Source organism: Agrobacterium sp. SORGH_AS 787 (genome assembly GCF_030819035.1).
In the GTDB taxonomy this organism is placed as follows: Bacteria; Pseudomonadota; Alphaproteobacteria; order Rhizobiales; family Rhizobiaceae; genus Agrobacterium; species Agrobacterium larrymoorei_B.
Window position 1 is genome coordinate 1,725,403 of record NZ_JAUTBG010000002.1, and the last position, 19,405, is coordinate 1,744,807.

Sequence of the window (19,405 nt, forward strand, 5' to 3'; positions counted from 1 at the left end):
GCCTCAACCACAGTTGCTCCATGACGGTGCAAAGTCTTGTGGCAAGAAATGGCATGCTGGATTTCGAGGAGGGTATCCGGGTCTTTTCTTGTTATTTCTTAGTCCTGCGAGAACACATGATCCTCTTTGACAATATTAAAATTCGTTACAAGATCCTGGCGATCCTCCTCCCAATGGTCGCGGTCGGCATGGCTGGCGCCGGCTTTCTGGCGCATAGTTACAATCAGGCAAATGGTGCCTATGTGCGCTTTTTCGACAACAACGCTGCCGCGTCGACGAGTCTGTTCAGAGCGTCCACCGCGATCGTCGGCGTAGGTTTTGCCGTCAACGAAATTCTTCGCATCAAGGTGATCGGTGGCGACATGGGCGCAATCGAAGCACTGTATAGAAACGACGCCGAATTGTTTATCAAGCGCATGGAAGAGGCCAAGCGGCTCGATCCTTCTGTCAGCGCCGAAGCGAATAAGTTCATTCAAAGAGGTAAGGAGATCATCGATCTGGCGAATTCCAGCGTTGATCTCATCAAGGCTGGTAATCTCGATGACGCACGCCTCCAAATCGGAAAGATAGGCTCCCGCGTCGTGGATTATCGCGCCGATCTCCGGGGTTGGAATAACGCAAATGCTGCGGAAACCGCGAAAGGCGTGCAGGTTCTATCCGCACAGGCAACAAGAACCATCAAACACTCGTTGATCGGCATCGGTCTGGCTTTTCTCGCCTTCATCGGCGCGGCCCTGTTCTGTGTTTCCAGAGGCATCACGGCACCGATTGAAAAGCTGCGTGCGCGTATGGTGTCGCTTGCCGGTGGCGAAACGCGCGAAGAGATCGACGGCGTCGATCGCAAGGACGAGGTTGGGCAGATGGCGCAAGCTGTCTCCGTCTTCCGCGAGAATGCGCTGGAGCGCATCCGTCTGGAACAGGAGGCTGACGCCAATCGCAGCCTGTCGGAGAAGGAGCGGATTGCTCGCGACGAACAGAAGGCGAAGGAAGCCGAGGACACGCAGTTTGCGGTCGACCATTTGGCAGACGGCCTGTCGCGTCTGTCGGATGGCGATGTGTGCTATCGCATCAGCCAGCCTTTCGTGGCCCATCTCGATGTCGTGCGTGAGAACTTCAACGCCTCTGCCGAGAAGCTCCAGTCGGCCCTGACCCGCGTGGCGGAGAACGCCCGTGGTATCGATGCTGGTGCGAATGAAATCCGTTCGGCCGCCGACGATCTTGCCAAGCGGACCGAACAGCAGGCAGCCTCCGTCGAGGAAACCGCAGCCGCACTGGAAGAGATCACCACCACGGTGAAGGACTCCACCCGTCGCGCCCAGGAAGCCGGTCATCTGGTCGCCAAGGCGCGCACCGGAGCCGAACAGTCGGGTGAAGTCGTTCGCAAGGCCGTTATCGCCATGGAGCGGATTGAGAAGTCGTCCGGTGAAATCTCCAACATCATCAGCGTGATTGATGAGATTGCCTTCCAGACCAACCTTCTGGCGCTGAACGCCGGTGTCGAAGCGGCACGTGCTGGTGAAGCAGGCAAGGGCTTTGCCGTCGTTGCGCAGGAAGTGCGTGAACTGGCGCAGCGCTCTGCCAGTGCTGCCAAGGACATCAAGGGCCTGATCTCCACCTCCAACACCCAGGTTCAGGAAGGCGTGGAGCTTGTCGGTGAAACCGGCCGCGCGCTTGAGACGATCGTGGCGGAAGTGCAGGAGATCAACCGGCACGTCATGGCGATTGTGGAAGCGGCACAGGAGCAGTCTTCCGGTCTGCAGCAGATCAACACGGCTGTGAACCAGATGGACCAGGACACGCAGAAGAATGCGGCGATGGTGGAAGAGACGACGGCGGCCAGCCATGGTCTCGCACGTGAAGCCTCTTCGCTGAACCAGCTTCTCGGCCAGTTCAAGCTGTCTGCCACCTTCGAGGCCCCGATCCGTGCGGCAACCCCTGCGGAGCGTCCGGCAGCGTCACCCGCCCGTGCGCTTGGCCGCAAGCTCGCAACCGCCTTCAACGGCAACGCAGCGGTTAAGCAGGACTGGCAAGAGTTGTGATAGCATGGTCCAAGCGAAAGTTGCGCAATGGTTTTGCGATAACGACATGCGATCAAAGGCTTGAAGTGTGAGAAGCGCATCTGAACGATCGCGACACACTTCAAGCGAAGCTCTCGGAGACAACCCGTAACAATGGATGCCCGCGCTCGCCGCAGGCGTTTCGCCATCCCTGGGCCGCCAATGCCGCAATTATGCTGCACTGCACTGTCATCTTGCACTCTCTGGCGTTCCCAACGGTGTGACAATGCTATAATGGGTTGAAAAACAAGAACGCTTCTGGGTGGAGAGCGTATAATGAAGAAATGGGTTTATACCTTTGGCAACGGTGCTGCCGAAGGCCGCGCGAGTGATGTTGCCATATTGGGAGGCAAGGGTGCGCATCTTGCCGAAATGGCAAGCCTCGGCCTGCCTGTTCCGCCCGGCTTCACCATTATCAGCGAAGTCTGCGGCCGCTACCACCAGGGCGGACGCCAACTCCCCAATGACCTGAAGCTGCAGGTTTCAAGCGGGATCGCCGGCATGGAAGCGATGACCGGCCGCAAATTCGGCGCAGGCCCGCGTCCACTCCTGCTTTCCGTCCGATCCGGTGCGCGTGCCTCCATGCCCGGCATGATGGATACCGTTCTCAATCTCGGTCTCAATGACGAGACGGTGCAGGCGCTCTGCGAGGACTCCGGTGATGCCCGTTTCGCGTGGGATAGCTATCGCCGCTTCATCCAGATGTATGCCGATGTCGTCATGGGTCTTGACCATGAGGTCTTCGAGGAAATCCTCGAGGATGAAAAGGGCCGTCTCGGTCACGAATATGATACGGAGCTTTCCGCCGACGAGTGGCAGCATGTGGTGTCGCGCTACAAGCAACTGGTCGAAGACGAGTTGGATGAACCCTTTCCGCAGGATACGGAAGTCCAGCTCTGGGGCGCAATTGGCGCTGTCTTTTCCAGCTGGATGAACACGCGTGCCGTCACCTACCGCCATCTGCACAAAATCCCTGGCGATTGGGGAACGGCGGTCAATGTTCAGGCCATGGTGTTCGGCAATCTCGGCTCCACCTCTGCCACAGGCGTTGCTTTCACCCGCAACCCATCGACAGGAGAACAAGAGCTTTACGGTGAGTTTCTTGTCAACGCGCAAGGCGAAGACGTGGTCGCGGGCATCCGCACGCCGCAATCCATCACCGAGGCGGCCCGCATCGCCTCCGGCTCCGACAAGCCGTCGATGGAAAAGCTGATGCCGGAGGCATTTCAGGAATTCCTGGTGATCTGCAAGCAGTTGGAAACCCATTATCGCGATATGCAGGATATGGAGTTCACCATCGAACGCGGGCAGCTTTGGATGCTCCAGACCCGGTGCGGCAAGCGCACGACACGTGCGGCCATGAAGATCGCCGTCGATATGGTCGAGGAAGGCCTGATCACCGCCGATGAAGCTGTCTGCCGGATCGATCCTTCTTCGCTGGATCAACTGCTGCATCCCACCATCGATTCGTCTATCGAAAGACCGATTATCGGCTCAGGCCTGCCGGCGTCACCAGGAGCTGCATCCGGAGAGATCGTCTTCGGCGCCGAGGAAGCCGTCGCTGCCAAGGCGGAAGGTCGCCGCGTCATTCTGGTTCGCATGGAAACCAGCCCGGAAGATATTCATGGCATGCATGCGGCCGAGGGCATCCTGACGACGCGAGGTGGGATGACAAGCCACGCGGCCGTGGTGGCGCGGGGCATGGGCATTCCTTGCGTCACGGGTGCTGGCTCGATGCGCGTGGATTTGCGCAGTGGCGTGCTGATTGGCATGGGCTGCATGCTGCGCAAAGGCGATGTCATTACAATAGACGGTTCGTCGGGGCGGGTGCTGAAAGGCGAAGTACCGATGACTCAGCCGGAGCTTTCCGGCGATTTCGGCAAGCTGATGGAATGGGCCGATGGCGCGCGGCGCATGACGGTTCGCACCAATGCCGATACGCCTGCCGATGCGCGAGCTGCCCGCGCCTTCGGTGCCGAGGGCATTGGCCTTTGCCGCACCGAGCACATGTTCTTCGAAGGCGAGCGTATCCATGTGATGCGCGAAATGATCCTCGCGGAGGATGAGGCGGGCAGGCGCGCCGCGCTCGACCAGTTGCTTCCCATGCAACGAGAGGACTTCACCGAACTCTTCTCCATCATGCACGGCATGCCTGTGACGATCCGCCTGCTTGATCCGCCGCTGCACGAGTTTCTGCCCAAGACCGATGGCGAGATCGTCGAGGTTGCGGCTGCCATGGGCATGCCGCAGACTCTGTTCCGCCAGAGGCTCGATGCGCTGCATGAGTTCAATCCCATGCTTGGCCACCGCGGCTGCCGCCTGGCGATCTCTTATCCCGAGATTGCCGAGATGCAGGCGCGTGCCATATTCGAAGCTGCGGTGGAAGCCGCGCGTCGCACGGGCGCGCCAGTCGTTCCGGAAATCATGGTGCCGCTTGTCAGCCTTCGCTCTGAACTCGATTACGTTCGCGGGGTGATAGACCGCGTTGCGTCAGAGGTTGCGGCAGAGAGTGGCATGACGCTGGAATATCTAACCGGCACGATGATCGAGCTGCCGCGCGCCGCCCTTCGCGCCCATGTCATCGCCGAGGCTGCGGAATTCTTCTCCTTCGGCACCAACGACTTGACGCAGACCACCTTCGGCATTTCGCGCGACGATGCGGCGCGCTTCATCAACACCTATCAACGCAAGGGTATCATCGAGCGCGATCCCTTCGTGTCGCTCGATTTCGACGGGGTAGGAGAGTTGATTCGCATTGCCGCGGACCGCGGCAGGCAGACGCGCTCCGAGCTCAAGCTTGGCATCTGCGGTGAGCATGGCGGCGATCCGACTTCCATCGATTTCTGTGAAAATGTCGGGCTGGATTACGTGTCCTGCTCGCCCTTCCGTGTGCCGATTGCCCGGCTGGCCGCCGCTCAGGCAACGCTGTCGCAGGCGCAGCAGCGGCAGGCCGCACCTGCTAAGAAAGTCGTTTCGCTGTAAGGCGCCAGTTAGCGGTTTTCGACAATGACCCGGCGTTCGACAACAACCGGTGACCAGAACATGTCGCGGTTGACCTGCGCCTGCCATGCCCGGTTATCGGCCCTGCGGTCGAGATCGAGATCGAGCAGGCAGCGCGCCATCTGATCGGTGTTCGGGCGGAAGCCATAGCCGCGGCAGGTTGCCTCGTCGCGCGCGCGGCGCTCTTCCGGCGTCAGCGTCTGGCAAGCGGTCAGTGCCAGCATGGCGGCAAGTGAACCGAGAACGATCGAAACACGCATAGTCATCACTCCTCTGGAAGCCCTGATCCCAGCTTGGCGTTTTCTTGCTCTGATACGCCCAATTGGTGATGTGTAAAAGTCCCGCTTTCAGGAAAGGTTGCGGTACCCTGTTAAGCAAAATCGGTGCAGCGATTCCATTTCCTTCGGAAACGCTTTATGACAACCCGGTATCGGTGATTCAGGCAGACAAATGTCTCTGGGGCGCTTTTTTGTAATGCATGTGTGTGCGGGTGCTGCTTCATGACAGTGCGTTTCGTTAGACCCGTTTCCCATGCGGCTTATCTCTCCCGTTATCTTGGTTTTGCAGCCCTCCTGCTGTTTCTGATTACGGCACCCTTGCACCGGTTCGGTCCGCTGACGACGCCGGACTTCATTGCGCTCACCCTGATTTCCGCTGGCATTGCTGCTGTCTCTGTCGTGCTTGCGCTCATCGGTCTTCAACGTCTCTGGTCTGTCGGCGCAAAGGGTGGGGTGTGGTCGCTTTACGCCTTGCTGCTCTCCGCCATCCCGCTTGGCGTGGTCGCCTATGGTGGCTTCCTCTATTGGCAGAAACCGCAAATCTATGATGTGACGACCGATACGGTCGATGTTCCGAACTGGCTGTCGATCCCCTCGGCCAACCAGCAATGGCTGCCGCGTCCGGCGGCCGTCTCGAAAGCCGAACGCGACGCGCAGCTGGAGGCCTATCCCGGCTTCCTCGGCCACCGCTACGAAGGCGCGATCGACCGGGTCTACACCGCCGCGCGGAAGGTGGCGAAGGCTCAGCACATCCGCATCTTGCAGACCGACGGCCTGATTGGTGCCTTGCCGGATGCGCAGCCGGGTGCCCCAAAGCAGGACGTGCAGGAGGGTGCCACGGACACGCCCGTCGAAGATCTGCCCGCCATTGTGCCTGTGCCGCTGGCACGGCCGGCGGAAGCACCGGCACCGACCTTCTTCAATGGCAGCGGCACCGTGTTGATGCAGGGAGATATGCGCACTCTTATTTTGGGTGCGCGTTTCGATGTCTTGATCCGCCTGCGCGAAGACACGGAAACGACACTTGTGGATGTCCGCGTCGCCTCGCGCTTCGGTCCGCATGATCTCGGTATGGGCAAGAAGATCGCCGACAGCTATCTCGACGCGTTGGACGCTGAGATGCAGGGTCTCAACGACAACTAATCTACAAGAAACGCTCGCGCTCTTGCGGCGTGGGTGCCCGGCACGTCTGGCGCCGCCCGGCAATCTTCATGCGGTTTCGAGCAACCAGCCGGTAGACCCGATCGCGTAGGAAGCGCGGCACCAGGCGCATCACTGTTGCGGTCATCCCCAACATGCCGCCCAGCAGTTCGATCACGCGCAGCACGCTGTCGGAGTAAGCATGGACGACGCCGTTCTCGATGAGAAGGCTCGTCTCGTAATCATCGGTGCGGAAACCGTAATGACGCATCAGCGCGGCACCGAGAGGAGATTGCGCCGGCGTGAACCGAAACAGCCCTTGCTTGTCGCGGCGAAGAACGAAATCGATATCCCGGGAGCAGAAACCGCATTCGCCATCGAAGATGATCAATGGCTTATCGTCCAGGAAGTGCGGAACGGAGGGGTCGTTGCGATAGCTATAGGCGGCGCTCATCCGTTCCCCTATTTCGGCAGATAAAGACCGGTCAACGACGGCGGACCATCGGTCTCAATCAGACCTTTTTCAATCAGATCTTCGATATGAGCGAGAACGGAAAGCGCCGCTGCGCCATGCAGGCGCGGATCGGTGCTGCGGTAGATCACCTTCACCATCTCCGCGATCGTCCGGTCCCCCGCCTTGATCCTCGTCAGCACAGCTTTTTCCCGCATGCGGCGATGGGTGCGAAGCCCGCGCATGAAGGCCGCCGGATCTTTGACTGGACCACCATGGCCGGGCAGGAACAGCCTGTCATCCCGTTCGAGAAGCTTGTCGAGCGAGGCCATATAGTCGCTCATCGCGCCATCCGGCGGCGCAACGATGGTCGTTGCCCAGGCCATCACATGGTCTGCGGAAAAAACGATGCCGTCACGATCCAGCGCGAAAGCCGCATGGTTGGCCGTGTGACCCGGCGTGTGAAGTGCGGTCAGCGCCCAGCCATCGCCCGTCACTGTCTCATCGTCGCCAAGAGCCAGATCCGGCACGAAATCGCTATCGGCGCTTTCCGCGAAGGGACTGCGCTCACCGTCATGCAGCGGCCGCGCCGAACGATGCGGCCCTTCAGCCACGGTGATTGCGCCGGTCGCTGTTTTAAGCCGTTTCGCCAGCGGTGAGTGATCCCGGTGCGTGTGGCTGACGAAAATATGCGTCACCTCACGGCCTTCCAGCGCACGCATCAGTGCCTGAAAATGATCTTCATCCTCCGGACCCGGATCGATGACCGCCACCGAGCGATCGCCGACGATATAGCTGTTGGTGCCATGGAAGGTGAAGGCCGACGGATTGTTGACCGTGAGCCGTTGAACATTCTCCGCAACAGTCACCGCCGTGCCGTAGGCCGGTTGAAATTCAAGATCGAATGCGGGGTCTGCCATGGTGCGAAAGCTCTTCACAATGCTTGGTACAACGACACGCGATTTTGTAAGTTCGCGGCACGTCTCAAGCCGTTGTTTTAGCGCATGGGATCATCGTAAAGCCGCTTAGCGCTTTTGCGGCCATCCTGGTCGTTCACGACCTATCACGAAGATACCACAGCACCCACAAGAAATCTGGACCAGCACAAACTTAATGATTGCCGCTGCCGCCATGCTTTGCTAATCAGGCGCCGTTCAGGCAGTGGCGTTTTACCCACTTGCTTCGTTGGGGCGTCGCCAAGCGGTAAGGCACCGGTTTTTGGTACCGGCATTCCCAGGTTCGAATCCTGGCGCCCCAGCCATTTTTTCTTCTCATTTTGATCATGCAATGCAGAGCGCATTGAGACGCTGACCAGATGCTAAGGCTTTTCGCGATCGTTGAGGATCTGAATAGAGTCGGCTCTCTGGTTTCTTTAGCGCCCGTCTCGTGCCTTCCGGGCAAAAAGCCGCGCCCATAGGGTACGCGGCTTTAAGGATCGATGTTTCGATTTGATTAAAGCGCCATATCCGGCGTCTTCTTAACCGGCGCGTCGGTCGGAGCCGATGTGGTTAGCGCGCTCACATCGATGCGTGGCGGTGTCGGCAGTTGCAGATGTTCGGCAGTATAATCCCATTCCTGCTGAACTTTCTCCGGATCCGCATTCAGCTTTGTGCCGTAGCTTGGAACGATCTCGCGCAGTTTCGCTTGCCATTCCGGCGAAGCCACCTTGTCCTTGAAGACCTTCTGCAGCACCCCGAGCATGATCGGGGCGGCGGTGGAGGCGCCCGGAGAAGCACCGAGCAAGCCTGCAATGCTGCCATCCTTGGCGGCAACGACTTCTGTGCCGAGCTTCAGGACGCCGCCCTTTTCCGGATCGCGCTTGATGATCTGCACGCGCTGGCCCGCCTGCCACAGGCGCCACTCATCCGCCTTTGCCTTGGGGAAATATTCGCGCAGTGCCGCGATCCGATCTTCGTCGGACAACATCAACTGTCCGGCCAGATATTCAACCAGCGGATACTCCTCGACGCCGACCTGTATCATCGGCCAGATGTTGCTCATGGTCGTAGAGGTCAGAAGGTCGAAATAGGAACCTTCCTTGAGGAACTTGGTAGAGAAGGTTGCGAACGGTCCGAAGAGAACGATGCGCTTGCCACCGATGACGCGGGTGTCGAGGTGCGGCACGGACATGGGCGGAGAGCCGACCGATGCCTTGCCATAGGCCTTTGCCAGATGCAGCATGCTGACATCCGGGTTCTCGTTGACCAGGAACGAGCCGCCGACCGGGAAGCCACCGTAATCTTCGGCCTCCGGAATGCCGGACATTTGCAGCAGATGAAGCGCGCCGCCACCAGCGCCGATGAAGACGAATTTCGCGTCGATCGAGTGCTCGGAACCGCTCGTCGAATTGGTGTAGCTGACGCGCCAGGAGCCATCGGCATTGCGCTCGATGGCATCGACGTCGCTGGAAACCTGCATGTCGAAATTCGACGTGCTCTTGAGGTGAGACACAAACTGGCGGGTGATCTCGCCAAACTCCATATCGGTGCCGAGCGGCGACCAGGTGGCGCCGATCTTCTGGGAGGGATCACGTCCTTCCATCATCAGCGGCACCCACTTCTTGATCTGTTCCGGATCGGTCGAATATTGCATGCCGGCAAACAGCGGGCTCGCCTTCAGCGCTTCATAGCGCTTTTCAAGATAGGCAACATTCTCATCGCCCCAGACAAAGCTCATATGTGGCGTGTGGTTGATGAAGGAGCGCGGATTTTTCAGAACGCCATTGCGCACCTGCCAGGCCCAGAACTGGCGGGAGATCTGGAAGGACTCGTTGATCTCGACCGCCTTGGAAATATCGATGCCGCCATTGGCGGTTTCGGGCGTGTAGTTCAATTCCGCAAGTGCAGAGTGCCCGGTGCCGGCATTGTTCCAGCCATTGGAGCTTTCAAGAGCCACCGCATCCAGGCGCTCAAGCATCTGGATCGACCAGTTCGGCTCCAACTCGCGCAACCAGATGCCGAGCGTCGCACTCATGATGCCGCCACCGATGAGCAGCACGTCCGCTTTTTTATCGGCCGATTGAGCGAGCGCCGGAACGCCAGGGAGGGCAGCGGCAGCGAGACCTGCCAAGGCAGTTCCAAGAACCTGCCGACGGGTTATGGTGAAGGAGTTGTGGGAAAATTCGGTTGGCAGTGTGCTGCCCTTATCGTTCTTGATCACGTCGCTACCCTATTAAATTGCGCTTTATTAGAATTGTGCGCCGCAATAGACCATCGACCTCCATGTCACAACATGGCCAGCACGAGGCTGAAATCGCTCCTTTGATTGTCAAAGAAATGTTAGTGCGGCAGAATCCAGGAGGCGCAGCAAATCATTCCTGACGCATTTTATAAGCGTTTACGGACATATAGGTCGTGCCGTCTCGTATTGCGCAAATCGACGCGAATTGAGCTATGCCTAAATTAAATCGGTCTAGATTGAAGATATGCATTTTTGCATGGCTGGCATGCGCGGGACTGCAAGAGCAGTGAGCCACTCTTCTCAATACAAAAGAAAACCCGCCTGACGAAATCAGGCGGGCGGTGCAGGCTTCGCAATGAGGTCGAGCCTTTATTCGCCGGCGAGGAATTCCGCGCAGTAGCTCGGACCGTTGACGCCCGGACGATCGGAAACGGTGCGGATCGAGCTGATCTTGTAGTTGGAATCGACGTTCAACTGAACGGTGCAAGACAGAGAGGCGCTGCGAGCCGGAGAAATCTGGCGGCCACGCTTGCCGTCCTTTTCATCATACTTCGCTGGAATCTTCGCCTTCTTGTAACCGCCACGCCATGTGTAGGTCGTGCTGTTGCCATTGGATACATCGCTGAGAGGCGGGCCGAACTTGGCAAAGAAGATGCCAGCGGACTGGCCGACCCAACGGGTCTCGACCGGGCTCTTCGTGGCGATGGAGGGCGTGGTGGTGCAAGCGGAGAGGGCGATGGAGAGGCCCGCGAGCAGTGCAATGCGCAAACGCATGGTGAAAGGTCCTTTGTGCCTGTCCGGCATCGTCGCCGGGAAATGCGTTTCCCCTAACAGATTTACAGGAACTGGGCAGTGCCAAGTGAAGCGCTGATCAAAATTTCTTGCCACAATTGCTTTTTTGTAACGATTCCCGCGCACCTAACTCCTTCATTTCTTTCCGAAGCACATGTCACAAAAATTTCGTAACCGCCGCTTGTCGAGAGCCGGATGCTGGTCTATAGAAACGCCGCTGGTCACGGAGTGTAGCGCAGTCTGGTAGCGCACGTCGTTCGGGACGACGGGGTCGGAGGTTCGAATCCTCTCACTCCGACCAGCTTAAGCCTGTGCGGCCAAGGTTTTAGGTCCCGATAACCCTCCAAAATCGATTGCAACTGACGCTAACTATGGCTGGATCTTTTGCATTATCTGGCGAGTGATAAGTGTCGTACTGTCCGGTCCAGGCGTGCGGCCGTCAGCACGCATCAGTTAACGAACTCCATAAGTTTCGCAAAAGCCGGACGCGCTAAGGCTGTCTCGATGATCCGTCTTCCCGCTTTTGTTACGGGGCAAGAAGGTTGGGTCGGACCAAAGATCAATCCGCATCCGTCTTCGGGCTTTGCGAATTTTCCCGGTAGTTGAGGCGTTAAAGCCGTGTTCCTGCCTCAAGGCGAATTCGTCCCTGATGGTCGATGTCATCGTTGTTTGCAGGCGGCCGTCGCGATGTCGAATTCTGAAATTCTTCTGTCTATCTGTGTTCCTACCTACAATCGCCAGTTCCTGCTGGAGCGGAATGTATCCTTTCATCTGGAGCGGTTCCGGGCGCTTCAGGTACCTTTCGAAATTGTTATCGTTGATGATTGCTCGACGGACGATACGGGCGCCTATATCGAGTCCCTGGATGGTATCCCCGAAATCAATGCCTATCGCCGGGTGAAGAATTCCGGTTTCGTCAGCAACTACGCCTTTGCGATGCGCCGCGCGCGCGGACGCTATGCGGTGTTTCTGGGCGATGACGATCTGCTCATTCCCGAGAAGGTCAAGGGGTATATCGAGATCATGGAGCGCGATCCAGGTGTCGGTATGGTTCAGGCCCCCTGGATGTTGGTGGATGCGCGTGGCGGCCAGCGGGACGTTGGGCCGTTCTACCGCGTTTCCGGTCCTACGCGGATAGCCAAGGGTGATTATGGCGCTTTCCTCGATGTCATCTTCGGGTATCATATCTTTCCAGAATTCATGATCGTTCGGCGAGATATCCTGGCGAAATCCATTTCGAGTGCGACGCCGTTCATCTTCTGGGCCTATCTCTTCACTGGAAGGGCGCTTGAACATACCGAAATCCTCTTCATGCCGGAGCCGTTTGCGCGCGTTACCGCCATCTCGGACGATCCTCGCCTGCAGCAGGGCAACAATGAATGCATGTTCCAGTGGGATACCTATCGTGGAGGCCTGGAATTTCTTGCGTCACTGATGTGGAAGCATAAGAAGCCGTCCGGCTATGAGCGTCAAGATTTCCTAAACAAGCTGATCATGTTCATGCTCAACCGACAAAGCGTTGCGCTGAGGCTGCATATCGAGACGGGGAACTGGCCCGAAGCGTATATTCTTTATCACCGTATGCGCGCCTATCAGGAAGTGCCGCTCTCCGAATCGTCACCGGATACGATCAAGCAACTCGCTGGACTTTCCCTGGCCGCGAAGGAGGCCGAGGCGTTTAGTCTCCAGCCGGTGGTGGTCGACCCCATGATTACCGACGACATCATTGAACTCCTGCATCCATCGCTGCAACAGCGTATGACCCGCGACATCCCCTTAGGCGATAGCGGCCCTCACGCGTGGCTGCGGATGGATCCAAGCTTCGGAGAGCCGATGAAGCGCGGCGACGCGGGTTTCGACCTCTCCAGTTATCTTGAGCAGTTCATTTGATCAAGTGTTTGCGTCGTTTTGCAAGACACGCCTGTCCGACGACAGGCGTGTTTTTTTGACCATATGAGGCTGGAGAAACATATCAACTTGATCGCCGTATCCTCAAGCTCGATGATGCGGGGCTGCAGCGATGAGACTACGGGTTTATCAGAGGGAGGAGGTGCCGTTGACGAGAGCCAGAGCGCTTTCCGCAAGGGCAAGGTTGGAATCGAAGACGGCAAGACCTGCCGCTTGAAGATGCGGTGCAATACCCGATAACTCCGTGCAACCCAGGAGAACGGTATCGACCTCTGCCCGCCGCAAGGTCTCACACAATAGACGCAAATGCTCTAGGTTGAGCGCCCCTACAGCGCCCCTTACTTTCACCTCTTCCAGCATCGCGGAGATCAGCGCCTGATCGCTGGCTTCGAGCCGGTAACAGAACATTCCGCTCTTCTCAATGAAAGAGCCATAAAGATCGGAGCTTGCAAGGGACGTCGACGAGAACGCCGTCACGAGGCGAGCGCCGTTGAGCGCAGCCCGATACACTGTTTCCTGAACAATATGCGGCACGGGAACGGGCGACGCCGACGCCCAGCGGTCATATAGAATATGAGCTGTGTTGCAGGGAAGTACGATGACAGTGGCGCCAAGGGCTGCCATCTCCTCGATGGTTTCTGCAATGAAGGGTGACGGATCGCGCTCACCAAGCTGAAGATGACGTCCACGACTTGGCAGCTTGGTATTGGTATCGGTGATAACGCGCGGATAGTGCCAGTCTTTTGACGCCGGTATCAGGGTATAAAAGGCCCGTAGAAATTCGATCGTTGCCCATGGAGCGACGCCAATGACGCCCAAAGTACCTTCTTGTGCAGGCCAATCGACTGCGCCGCCAGGCGGGATGATTGTTGGCATGTCACGCGTCCGGTTTAAACTGATAGATCCGCAGGCGCGTTTCCGCATACTTATTCAGCGGGTTTCCTTCCTCGAACATGTTTTCATCGCGCAGTACGCTGAAGCCTGCGGCTGCGAACATGCCGACGTACTGGTCGCGCGTGCGGTAAGTTGCTGAATAATTTGACTGCAGGTGTTCCGAGAGCCTATCGTTGATCTCGTGGCGGTCTAGAATGCCTGTTCCATCCCGCAGCAGGAGGGTGGTGTTCTTTCCGCAGGCCTTTGGAAGATTTTGCATCAGCTCTTCGGCCTGATCGTCATTCAAATAGACGAAAAGGCCGGAGATGAAGACGATGTCGTACGGTTCCGTCGCGACGTATTTTTCCGCTGGTGAGACGATGAACTCTACATTTGTGGCTGTCTGGCGCAGCGCCTCTTTTTTGCCGATCTCGGCGAGCGGCGCGGAGTACTCCACCGCAGTCACCTTGCTGCATCCACGTGCGGCGAACCGGAAAGTCCATTGCCCAACGCCCGCACCAAGATCTAGAATCGACTTGCCTGAAACATCGCCAAGCCAGTCGAAAACCTTTTGTGTCTCCAGATCGATCTTGAGTTCCAGGTTGTTCTTGTCCTGCTCCAGATTCGCGATGCTTTCGAAGGCGACTGATTCGAACGTCGATGCCCGATCGTCCCAGAAGCGTTTGACCTTGTCCTTATCGAGCATGTCTTCGGAAACCTTAGCTGTTGAGGGAGTTGGAGAAACGCGGGGAGAGAAGATTGAGAGTCGCGGCCGATGTGTTCAGTCTGCGATCATGCGCCTGGAGGCCAACCACCCGGCTGTCGCACAGGAAATCGAGATTGAATTCGGTGAACTCGTTCTGGGACTTGTTGGGGATCGGCAAAACGCGAACGCCAAGTGGCTTGTGAAGTGACAAGGCCATTTGCGCAATATCGAGCGTTAAGCCGGCGATCTCTTCGGGGAAGCTGTTGCCGCTGATAGGAACCATGTCCACGCCACAGCCGCAGACGGCCGAAAGAGATACCATAGCATCCATATTGATGTTGCGACGGCTGTTGGCGGCGGCGAGGGCGTTGTCCTCCATCAGTGAATACATGACGCCGTTGAAGCCGACACTCAGCGCGCCACTGTTACGCAGCGAGGCACGGATCGCATCGGTGAGTATGCCGGTGATGAAGACGCTGCCATGGCTGCCGACGGGCGCGCCAAGAAGATGCTCGACAAGGGTCGCCACCGACATTTCACCGTCTGGGAAGGGAGCGAAGGAAGCGTCGAGCCCCTTATAGATCGTACCCGTTCGCGCTGCGATCTCTTCGCCGAGCGCATGGATCTCGCTAAGCGATTCGGTCAGTCGCTCGACCAATCGGTCACGGAAGAGATCGAGATCCGGCGCGGTGCCGAATTCCTGGACGACGGCGAGCGCAATCCCCGTTGTCTCCAGCGCGAAGCTAAAAGCAATCTCATCGCCTTCGTGGCGGGAGAAGGGAAAAAAGGGGGCATTGGCTGGGCAGCCGCAGGACGCGCCGACACGGAAATTATCGAAGCCATTATTGCTTTTGCGCGCAATTTTGGCCACCAGCGATGCCACATCATTGATGGCGGGAACCGACAACCGTTCCTCGTCGGCAACGATCAGGTTCATGAAGAGCCTGGGGAAGCGGGTAATGATATCGAGCGCGGTCGAAAGACGCTGGCGTCGCGGACCCTCTTCGACAAAATCAAACGGCAGGCAGAACCAGCGGACGCCTGTTTCGGCGGCCAGATTGTCAATCCAACGCAGCGTCGAAAGAACCGTGCCATCATCTTCCCCCTTGGGGCCGACGGCCGGCAGCGTGTAGCGAATCGTGCGCGGCACCATGTTGGCGTCACCAAGAATGCTTCGCGCCTCCGCGATTAGCATCTTCGCGCCTTCTTCGAGTTCGGCGGGGGACCTTACCCCGACGGGTATGCCAACCGTGACGGATCTTATCATTGCTTTCGGCACCGTTCCATGAAGTTTAGGTAATCGCCGGGGGTGTTGATCTCAACGAAGGGGTGGTCACCCACAGCTGTGGAGAAAATCGGCGCACCATCGCAAGGGAGGGTCTGGCCAACAAAAAGATTGCCATGACGCACGCACAGCTTCTTCCAGCGTTGCAGGAGATCGCTGTCGCTGATCTTGAACAGACCAATGGCTTCCGGGTGATGCACGTTGCGAACAGCACCCTGATAGGTTTCTGCCACACTACCGTCTTCCCGCAACATGCAGTGAATGGCGGTCAGCGTGCGATTTTCACGCGTTTCAGTCAGCGCCAGATTGGCGGGCGCATCATCTAGCATGTTAATCAGTGGCTGGTCAAAAAACACATCGCCGGAGACGACATAGGCAGGCCGTTCATCCAGGGCTAGGCCAAGGCTCATGGCATTATTGGTCAGAGCCCAGTCGTAATTGACGACGTAGTCGAGCTGTGGGTACTGCTCCATGATCTGTACGGCGCGGAAGCCGACGACCACAGTTATCTGCTTCTCGCCAAAAGCCTCGATTGCGTGGTCGAGGATCGTCTTGCCGGTCTTTGGATGTCGAATGAGGATCTTGGTGTAGCCATCGAGCTGGTGGCCCCTGCCAGCTGCCAGAATGATGGCGCGTTCTACCTTGCTCATCGCAGTTCATCCAGAGTGTAGCTGATCACAGGCAGGTCGCCGGGGAAGCGATGCTTAACGGTCTTATAAGGGAAGATATCGCCGCTCAGCGCACGCTCTGTCACCATTTTCCAATCGAACTCATATTTTCCGGGACGCAGGCTCCAGATTTCGATGTCGGCATAGCTGAACTTCACCGCAGGCACGCGCTTGAAGCCGAGCGCGCGAGCAACCTCCATGCGATGCTGACCATCCATGACCAGCGCGTGCTTGTCATCAAGCGCAAGCGGCTTGTTCCATACCTGCTCTTTGAGCACCTTTTCCTTGAGCCACTCCACACGGCGCTTGCTATAGCCTTCGATGTGCTTGAGGTCTGCCACCTCTACGAGTTCGACTTTCACCTTACGCTCCGTGTCCTGCTGCCATTTTTTCAAATGCTTGGGTGGCATTTAGATATGCGTTCACATCGTTGTAGGACGCCGCGAAAAACGTGCTCAGATCGAGCTTGCTGCATGGCAGCTCCTCCAGATTCTCCGCCCAAGGGGTCATGTAGTATTGGGCGATCGTCTTGCCGATTGCCTGTTTGCGGATCCGCCGGTCGGCCTCCACCTCGCCTTTGCCAACGTAAAGCGTGCCGAGAAGCTTGGACCAGCCCTCATATCGCGCATCATATTGGGGAGCGTAGACGATGCCCTCGACTTGACCATTCTCGTCTGCCTTCAAAGCGCCGCCCGTCAAATTGTAGCTGTAGATGCCACGCGTGGACCATTCGGACACATTACGCTCACCGCGAAAAATTCTCTGCCATCCGGCAGCTTGCATCACAATGTCGGTTTCAACGATCTGATAGCCGTCATGAGGACGATGCAAGGCATCGACGCCGATATCAGTGGAGAGAATATTCGTGTCAGACGCATAGCGTTCGTTCAGAACCGTGCGGATGGCATCGCCGTAGGCCGAGCGGATGAAGGCCTCGATATCGTCGTTCTTGTAGCCGGTTACGATGACGATGTCGCGCGGTTTTGACGCCACAGCAATGTCGAGAATGTGCTGTAAAGCAGGTTTGCCTGCCACGGGTAACAGCGACTTATGGGTGTCGATCGTCAGTTCCGATAAACGGCTTCCGCGCCCCGCTGCCAGAAAAACGATGTTCATACCCACTCCAACCTGCATCCTGTCGGATGCGCCATGTCCCTTGTCCTCGAAGGTTTTAATGTCCGAAACTTTTCTCAGGCTGATCAGCGGAGATGGATAAGCCATATTGCGGAGCGCGGTGGATACCGAGCCCTTCTGCAATGGCATCAACAATGATATCCGCGGAAGGCCGTTCGTTCGGAAGCATGATTTCCCGTAGACGCCTGCGTGCCTCCTCATGCCCCCATGGCTTGCCGTTCAGGTAAGCCATCACTGTATCTTCCGCCTGCGATACGGAGGTTACGGTATCGGCGCATTCTAGCGCGAGTTGGCCAAGGGCGTTCAACGGCACGTGGCGCTGAGAGTCGATGAACACGAGTGGCTTGTCGAAAAGCTGATACTCTGTGAGGAAGGAAAGCCCGTCTGTCAGCATCAGGTCGGATGCAGCGAAGATTTCTGCATATAACCCCTCCTCGATCGCGCAGTTTGGTAACGCACGCCATTCGCGCTTGAACTCTTCAAGTTCGCCTTGAGACAGCAGGCCAAGACCGACTGCAGTACCGAACAACGCGGGGTGAGGTTTCAGGACGAACTGAATGTCCGGTGCGCTTTGCGCCCAGCGCAACATGTCCTTGTAAACCTGATGAAACACGCCGAAAGCCAGCCAGTTGTCATCCAACGAATGATGCGGTGCCCATATCACGCGGAAAGGCTTGCCCCCGCCATCCGGCAAGGGCCATTTGCCCTGGCCAATGGCCTTCCTTAATCGCTCGTGCTTCGGGTAGCCGGAAAGGACGAACTTGCCAGGGTGAGAGTGCTGAAAGCTCTTGAAATAGGTTCTTGTTTGCTCGGTCTCGCAAAAAATCCGCCATGCGGAGCGATGATACGGTTGGTCGAAAGCCATCGGAGAGACGGTTTCTGGCGTCGGATCGGAGTGAACGAATTTCTGCACTATCGACATGCCGTAAGGAATAACGCACAACTTCGCAATGGATAGCTCCGATGTCGAGAACGCCGGCGGGTAATCGTTGTCCCAATGCGATTGGCGGAAAATCACGTCAGGCGCGAGGTATCCAAGCATCTCCCGCGCTTCGGCGACGTCGTGCGTGGCGATGCGAACATGTTCAATCTTCAAGTCACTGAGTGCCTTGCTGACGACCTCTTCACCGCCGAAGTCCTTGTCTCCGGGAAATGACCTGTTAATGCTGATCACGACAGGATCGAAGCGCGGATCGCTCTTCATTGCATAATACACGTCTATTTGCGCGTCCCATGATTCGATCATGTGGACGAGGAACATGCAGCGAATCCGAGTTGAGCCCAGCGGCGCCTTACGCAGGCTCGTCTGCGCCAAATGACGAAGGGCGAGATAATGTTCTTTCGACGCCTCTTCACTCACTGCGGTTACGTCGCGAAGTCCGGCGACAACGGCCTCTGTCAGTCTGACGGTTGTTTCTGCGACGTCGTTCGTTCGGCTCATGAAGACGTCTGTCGCTGCCCGTATTTCCTCCAAATTGCGTTCGCTACCCTCGATCGTGTCCTCGCGGAAACGCTGAAAGAACGTCACCAATTCCGTCATGATTTCATCCGTCACCTGCTGCCGCTCGGCAAGCACGGAGAACGATGCCATGAGGTGATCGAGCTTTTCGTTGACGGACTCCAGGAGATTTGAGGACGTGGGGGCGGCAAAATTGTTCATGGTGACCTTCCGCAGTATTTTGCGGCACCTTCACATCGCTCACTTGTGTCAGGCTGACCCACCTCTGCAAAAAAGCCTGACATTCGAAAAGCGACGACGCATCCGTCGATTTCGCTCGATTAATATGAATAGGGTGTATGTGGGCGAAAGGCAGTCCACGAAGAGAAAAAATCGTTTTGGAACATGGTGTGCCCGCAGACGTTGTCCTCTAATATACAAGGAGGTTATGTCATGCTGAAAGGATTATTGTTGTGGGCGCTGGGCGTACCGTTC

The 19,405-nt window shown here is 57.4% G+C and carries 16 protein-coding genes and 2 tRNA genes; 6 read left to right on the plus strand and 12 right to left on the minus strand.

Translation table 11 applies throughout. The features are described from left to right. Positions 1 to 116 precede the first annotated feature (116 nt). Both QE435_RS17520 and ppdK read left to right on the plus strand, forming a co-directional pair. Positions 117 to 2,039, plus strand: coding sequence for a methyl-accepting chemotaxis protein (locus QE435_RS17520; protein ID WP_349042146.1), 1,923 nt, complete (start codon positions 117 to 119; stop codon positions 2,037 to 2,039). 294 nt (positions 2,040 to 2,333) lie between these two features. Further along, the gene (ppdK, locus tag QE435_RS17525) at positions 2,334 to 5,039 is read left to right on the plus strand and encodes a pyruvate, phosphate dikinase (protein WP_349042147.1); all 2,706 of its coding nucleotides are present in this window, start codon (positions 2,334 to 2,336) and stop codon (positions 5,037 to 5,039) included. An 8-nt stretch (positions 5,040 to 5,047) separates the two neighbouring features. On the opposite strand, the gene QE435_RS17530 is transcribed toward ppdK, so the two are convergent. After that, the gene (locus QE435_RS17530; protein WP_062425861.1) at positions 5,048 to 5,317 is read right to left on the minus strand and encodes a hypothetical protein; all 270 of its coding nucleotides are present in this window, start codon (positions 5,315 to 5,317) and stop codon (positions 5,048 to 5,050) included. 240 nt (positions 5,318 to 5,557) lie between these two features. On the opposite strand from QE435_RS17530, the gene QE435_RS17535 reads away from it, so the two are divergent. After that, a complete protein-coding gene (locus QE435_RS17535; protein ID WP_349042148.1) occupies positions 5,558 to 6,478 on the plus strand; it encodes a DUF1499 domain-containing protein in 921 nt (306 codons plus the stop codon). A 1-nt stretch (position 6,479) separates the two neighbouring features. Here QE435_RS17535 and QE435_RS17540 read toward each other — a convergent pair whose 3' ends face one another. Together QE435_RS17540 and QE435_RS17545 are read right to left on the minus strand one after the other, a co-directional pair. Further along, positions 6,480 to 6,929: a DCC1-like thiol-disulfide oxidoreductase family protein gene (locus tag QE435_RS17540; RefSeq protein ID WP_306931501.1), complete on the minus strand. Its 450-nt coding sequence runs from the start codon at positions 6,927 to 6,929 to the stop codon at positions 6,480 to 6,482. Between the two features lie 8 nt (positions 6,930 to 6,937). Beyond that, positions 6,938 to 7,846, minus strand: coding sequence for an MBL fold metallo-hydrolase (locus QE435_RS17545; RefSeq protein WP_349042149.1), 909 nt, complete (start codon positions 7,844 to 7,846; stop codon positions 6,938 to 6,940). A gap of 266 nt (positions 7,847 to 8,112) precedes the next feature. Here QE435_RS17545 and QE435_RS17550 point away from each other — a divergent pair. Further along, positions 8,113 to 8,187: transfer RNA gene (locus QE435_RS17550), tRNA-Gln, on the plus strand. Positions 8,188 to 8,378: 191 nt separating this feature from the next. On the opposite strand, the gene mqo is transcribed toward QE435_RS17550, so the two are convergent. Together mqo and QE435_RS17560 are read right to left on the minus strand one after the other, a co-directional pair. Beyond that, the gene (gene mqo / locus QE435_RS17555) at positions 8,379 to 10,058 is read right to left on the minus strand and encodes a malate dehydrogenase (quinone) (RefSeq protein WP_349042894.1); all 1,680 of its coding nucleotides are present in this window, start codon (positions 10,056 to 10,058) and stop codon (positions 8,379 to 8,381) included. A gap of 417 nt (positions 10,059 to 10,475) precedes the next feature. After that, positions 10,476 to 10,880, minus strand: a complete 405-nt coding sequence (locus tag QE435_RS17560; protein WP_306931503.1) for a hypothetical protein — start codon at positions 10,878 to 10,880, stop codon at positions 10,476 to 10,478. A gap of 242 nt (positions 10,881 to 11,122) precedes the next feature. Between QE435_RS17560 and QE435_RS17565 the strand changes: the two genes are divergently transcribed. Then, a tRNA-Pro gene (locus QE435_RS17565) sits at positions 11,123 to 11,199 on the plus strand. A 386-nt stretch (positions 11,200 to 11,585) separates the two neighbouring features. Then, entirely contained in the window at positions 11,586 to 12,788 is a 1,203-nt protein-coding gene (locus tag QE435_RS17570; protein ID WP_349042150.1) for a glycosyltransferase family 2 protein, read from the plus strand. A 147-nt stretch (positions 12,789 to 12,935) separates the two neighbouring features. On the opposite strand, the gene QE435_RS17575 is transcribed toward QE435_RS17570, so the two are convergent. The 7 genes from QE435_RS17575 to QE435_RS17605 are packed head-to-tail and all read right to left on the minus strand — an operon-like array spanning position 12,936 to position 19,132. Beyond that, positions 12,936 to 13,682 carry an aspartate/glutamate racemase family protein gene (locus QE435_RS17575; RefSeq protein WP_309772647.1) on the minus strand — a complete coding sequence of 249 codons (747 nt, stop codon included), beginning with the start codon at positions 13,680 to 13,682 and terminating at the stop codon, positions 12,936 to 12,938. Between the two features lies 1 nt (position 13,683). After that, positions 13,684 to 14,385 carry a class I SAM-dependent methyltransferase gene (locus QE435_RS17580; protein ID WP_309772649.1) on the minus strand — a complete coding sequence of 234 codons (702 nt, stop codon included), beginning with the start codon at positions 14,383 to 14,385 and terminating at the stop codon, positions 13,684 to 13,686. 13 nt (positions 14,386 to 14,398) lie between these two features. Further along, complete coding sequence (locus QE435_RS17585) at positions 14,399 to 15,652, minus strand: DUF711 family protein (protein ID WP_309772650.1); 1,254 nt, start codon at positions 15,650 to 15,652, stop codon at positions 14,399 to 14,401. Continuing rightward, entirely contained in the window at positions 15,649 to 16,320 is a 672-nt protein-coding gene (locus tag QE435_RS17590) for an NTP transferase domain-containing protein (protein WP_309772652.1), read from the minus strand. The genes QE435_RS17585 and QE435_RS17590 overlap by 4 nt, the downstream gene beginning before the upstream one ends. Then, on the minus strand, positions 16,317 to 16,700 hold the full coding sequence (locus tag QE435_RS17595) for a hypothetical protein (RefSeq protein WP_309772653.1): 384 nt from the start codon (positions 16,698 to 16,700) through the stop codon (positions 16,317 to 16,319). The genes QE435_RS17590 and QE435_RS17595 overlap by 4 nt, the downstream gene beginning before the upstream one ends. Position 16,701: 1 nt before the next feature. Further along, positions 16,702 to 17,454: an NTP transferase domain-containing protein gene (locus QE435_RS17600; protein ID WP_309772655.1), complete on the minus strand. Its 753-nt coding sequence runs from the start codon at positions 17,452 to 17,454 to the stop codon at positions 16,702 to 16,704. Between the two features lie 55 nt (positions 17,455 to 17,509). Next, the gene (locus tag QE435_RS17605) at positions 17,510 to 19,132 is read right to left on the minus strand and encodes a hypothetical protein (RefSeq protein ID WP_349042151.1); all 1,623 of its coding nucleotides are present in this window, start codon (positions 19,130 to 19,132) and stop codon (positions 17,510 to 17,512) included. Positions 19,133 to 19,405: the final 273 nt, after the last annotated feature.

Bases quoted from the DNA above. Each gene is read 5' to 3' on its own strand.
- ppdK (WP_349042147.1), top strand. From the start codon at position 2,334: ATGAAGAAATGGGTTTATACCTTTGGCAACGGTGCTGCCGAAGGCCGC.
- QE435_RS17570 (WP_349042150.1), top strand. From the start codon at position 11,586: ATGTCGAATTCTGAAATTCTTCTGTCTATCTGTGTTCCTACCTACAAT.
- QE435_RS17575 (WP_309772647.1), bottom strand. From the start codon at position 13,682: ATGCCAACAATCATCCCGCCTGGCGGCGCAGTCGATTGGCCTGCACAA.
- QE435_RS17545 (WP_349042149.1), bottom strand. From the start codon at position 7,846: ATGGCAGACCCCGCATTCGATCTTGAATTTCAACCGGCCTACGGCACG.
- QE435_RS17540 (WP_306931501.1), bottom strand. From the start codon at position 6,929: ATGAGCGCCGCCTATAGCTATCGCAACGACCCCTCCGTTCCGCACTTC.
- QE435_RS17580 (WP_309772649.1), bottom strand. From the start codon at position 14,385: ATGCTCGATAAGGACAAGGTCAAACGCTTCTGGGACGATCGGGCATCG.
- QE435_RS17600 (WP_309772655.1), bottom strand. From the start codon at position 17,454: ATGAACATCGTTTTTCTGGCAGCGGGGCGCGGAAGCCGTTTATCGGAA.
- QE435_RS17535 (WP_349042148.1), top strand. From the start codon at position 5,558: ATGACAGTGCGTTTCGTTAGACCCGTTTCCCATGCGGCTTATCTCTCC.
- QE435_RS17520 (WP_349042146.1), top strand. From the start codon at position 117: ATGATCCTCTTTGACAATATTAAAATTCGTTACAAGATCCTGGCGATC.
- QE435_RS17605 (WP_349042151.1), bottom strand. From the start codon at position 19,132: ATGAACAATTTTGCCGCCCCCACGTCCTCAAATCTCCTGGAGTCCGTC.
- QE435_RS17590 (WP_309772652.1), bottom strand. From the start codon at position 16,320: ATGAGCAAGGTAGAACGCGCCATCATTCTGGCAGCTGGCAGGGGCCAC.
- QE435_RS17530 (WP_062425861.1), bottom strand. From the start codon at position 5,317: ATGCGTGTTTCGATCGTTCTCGGTTCACTTGCCGCCATGCTGGCACTG.
- QE435_RS17585 (WP_309772650.1), bottom strand. From the start codon at position 15,652: ATGATAAGATCCGTCACGGTTGGCATACCCGTCGGGGTAAGGTCCCCC.
- QE435_RS17560 (WP_306931503.1), bottom strand. From the start codon at position 10,880: ATGCGTTTGCGCATTGCACTGCTCGCGGGCCTCTCCATCGCCCTCTCC.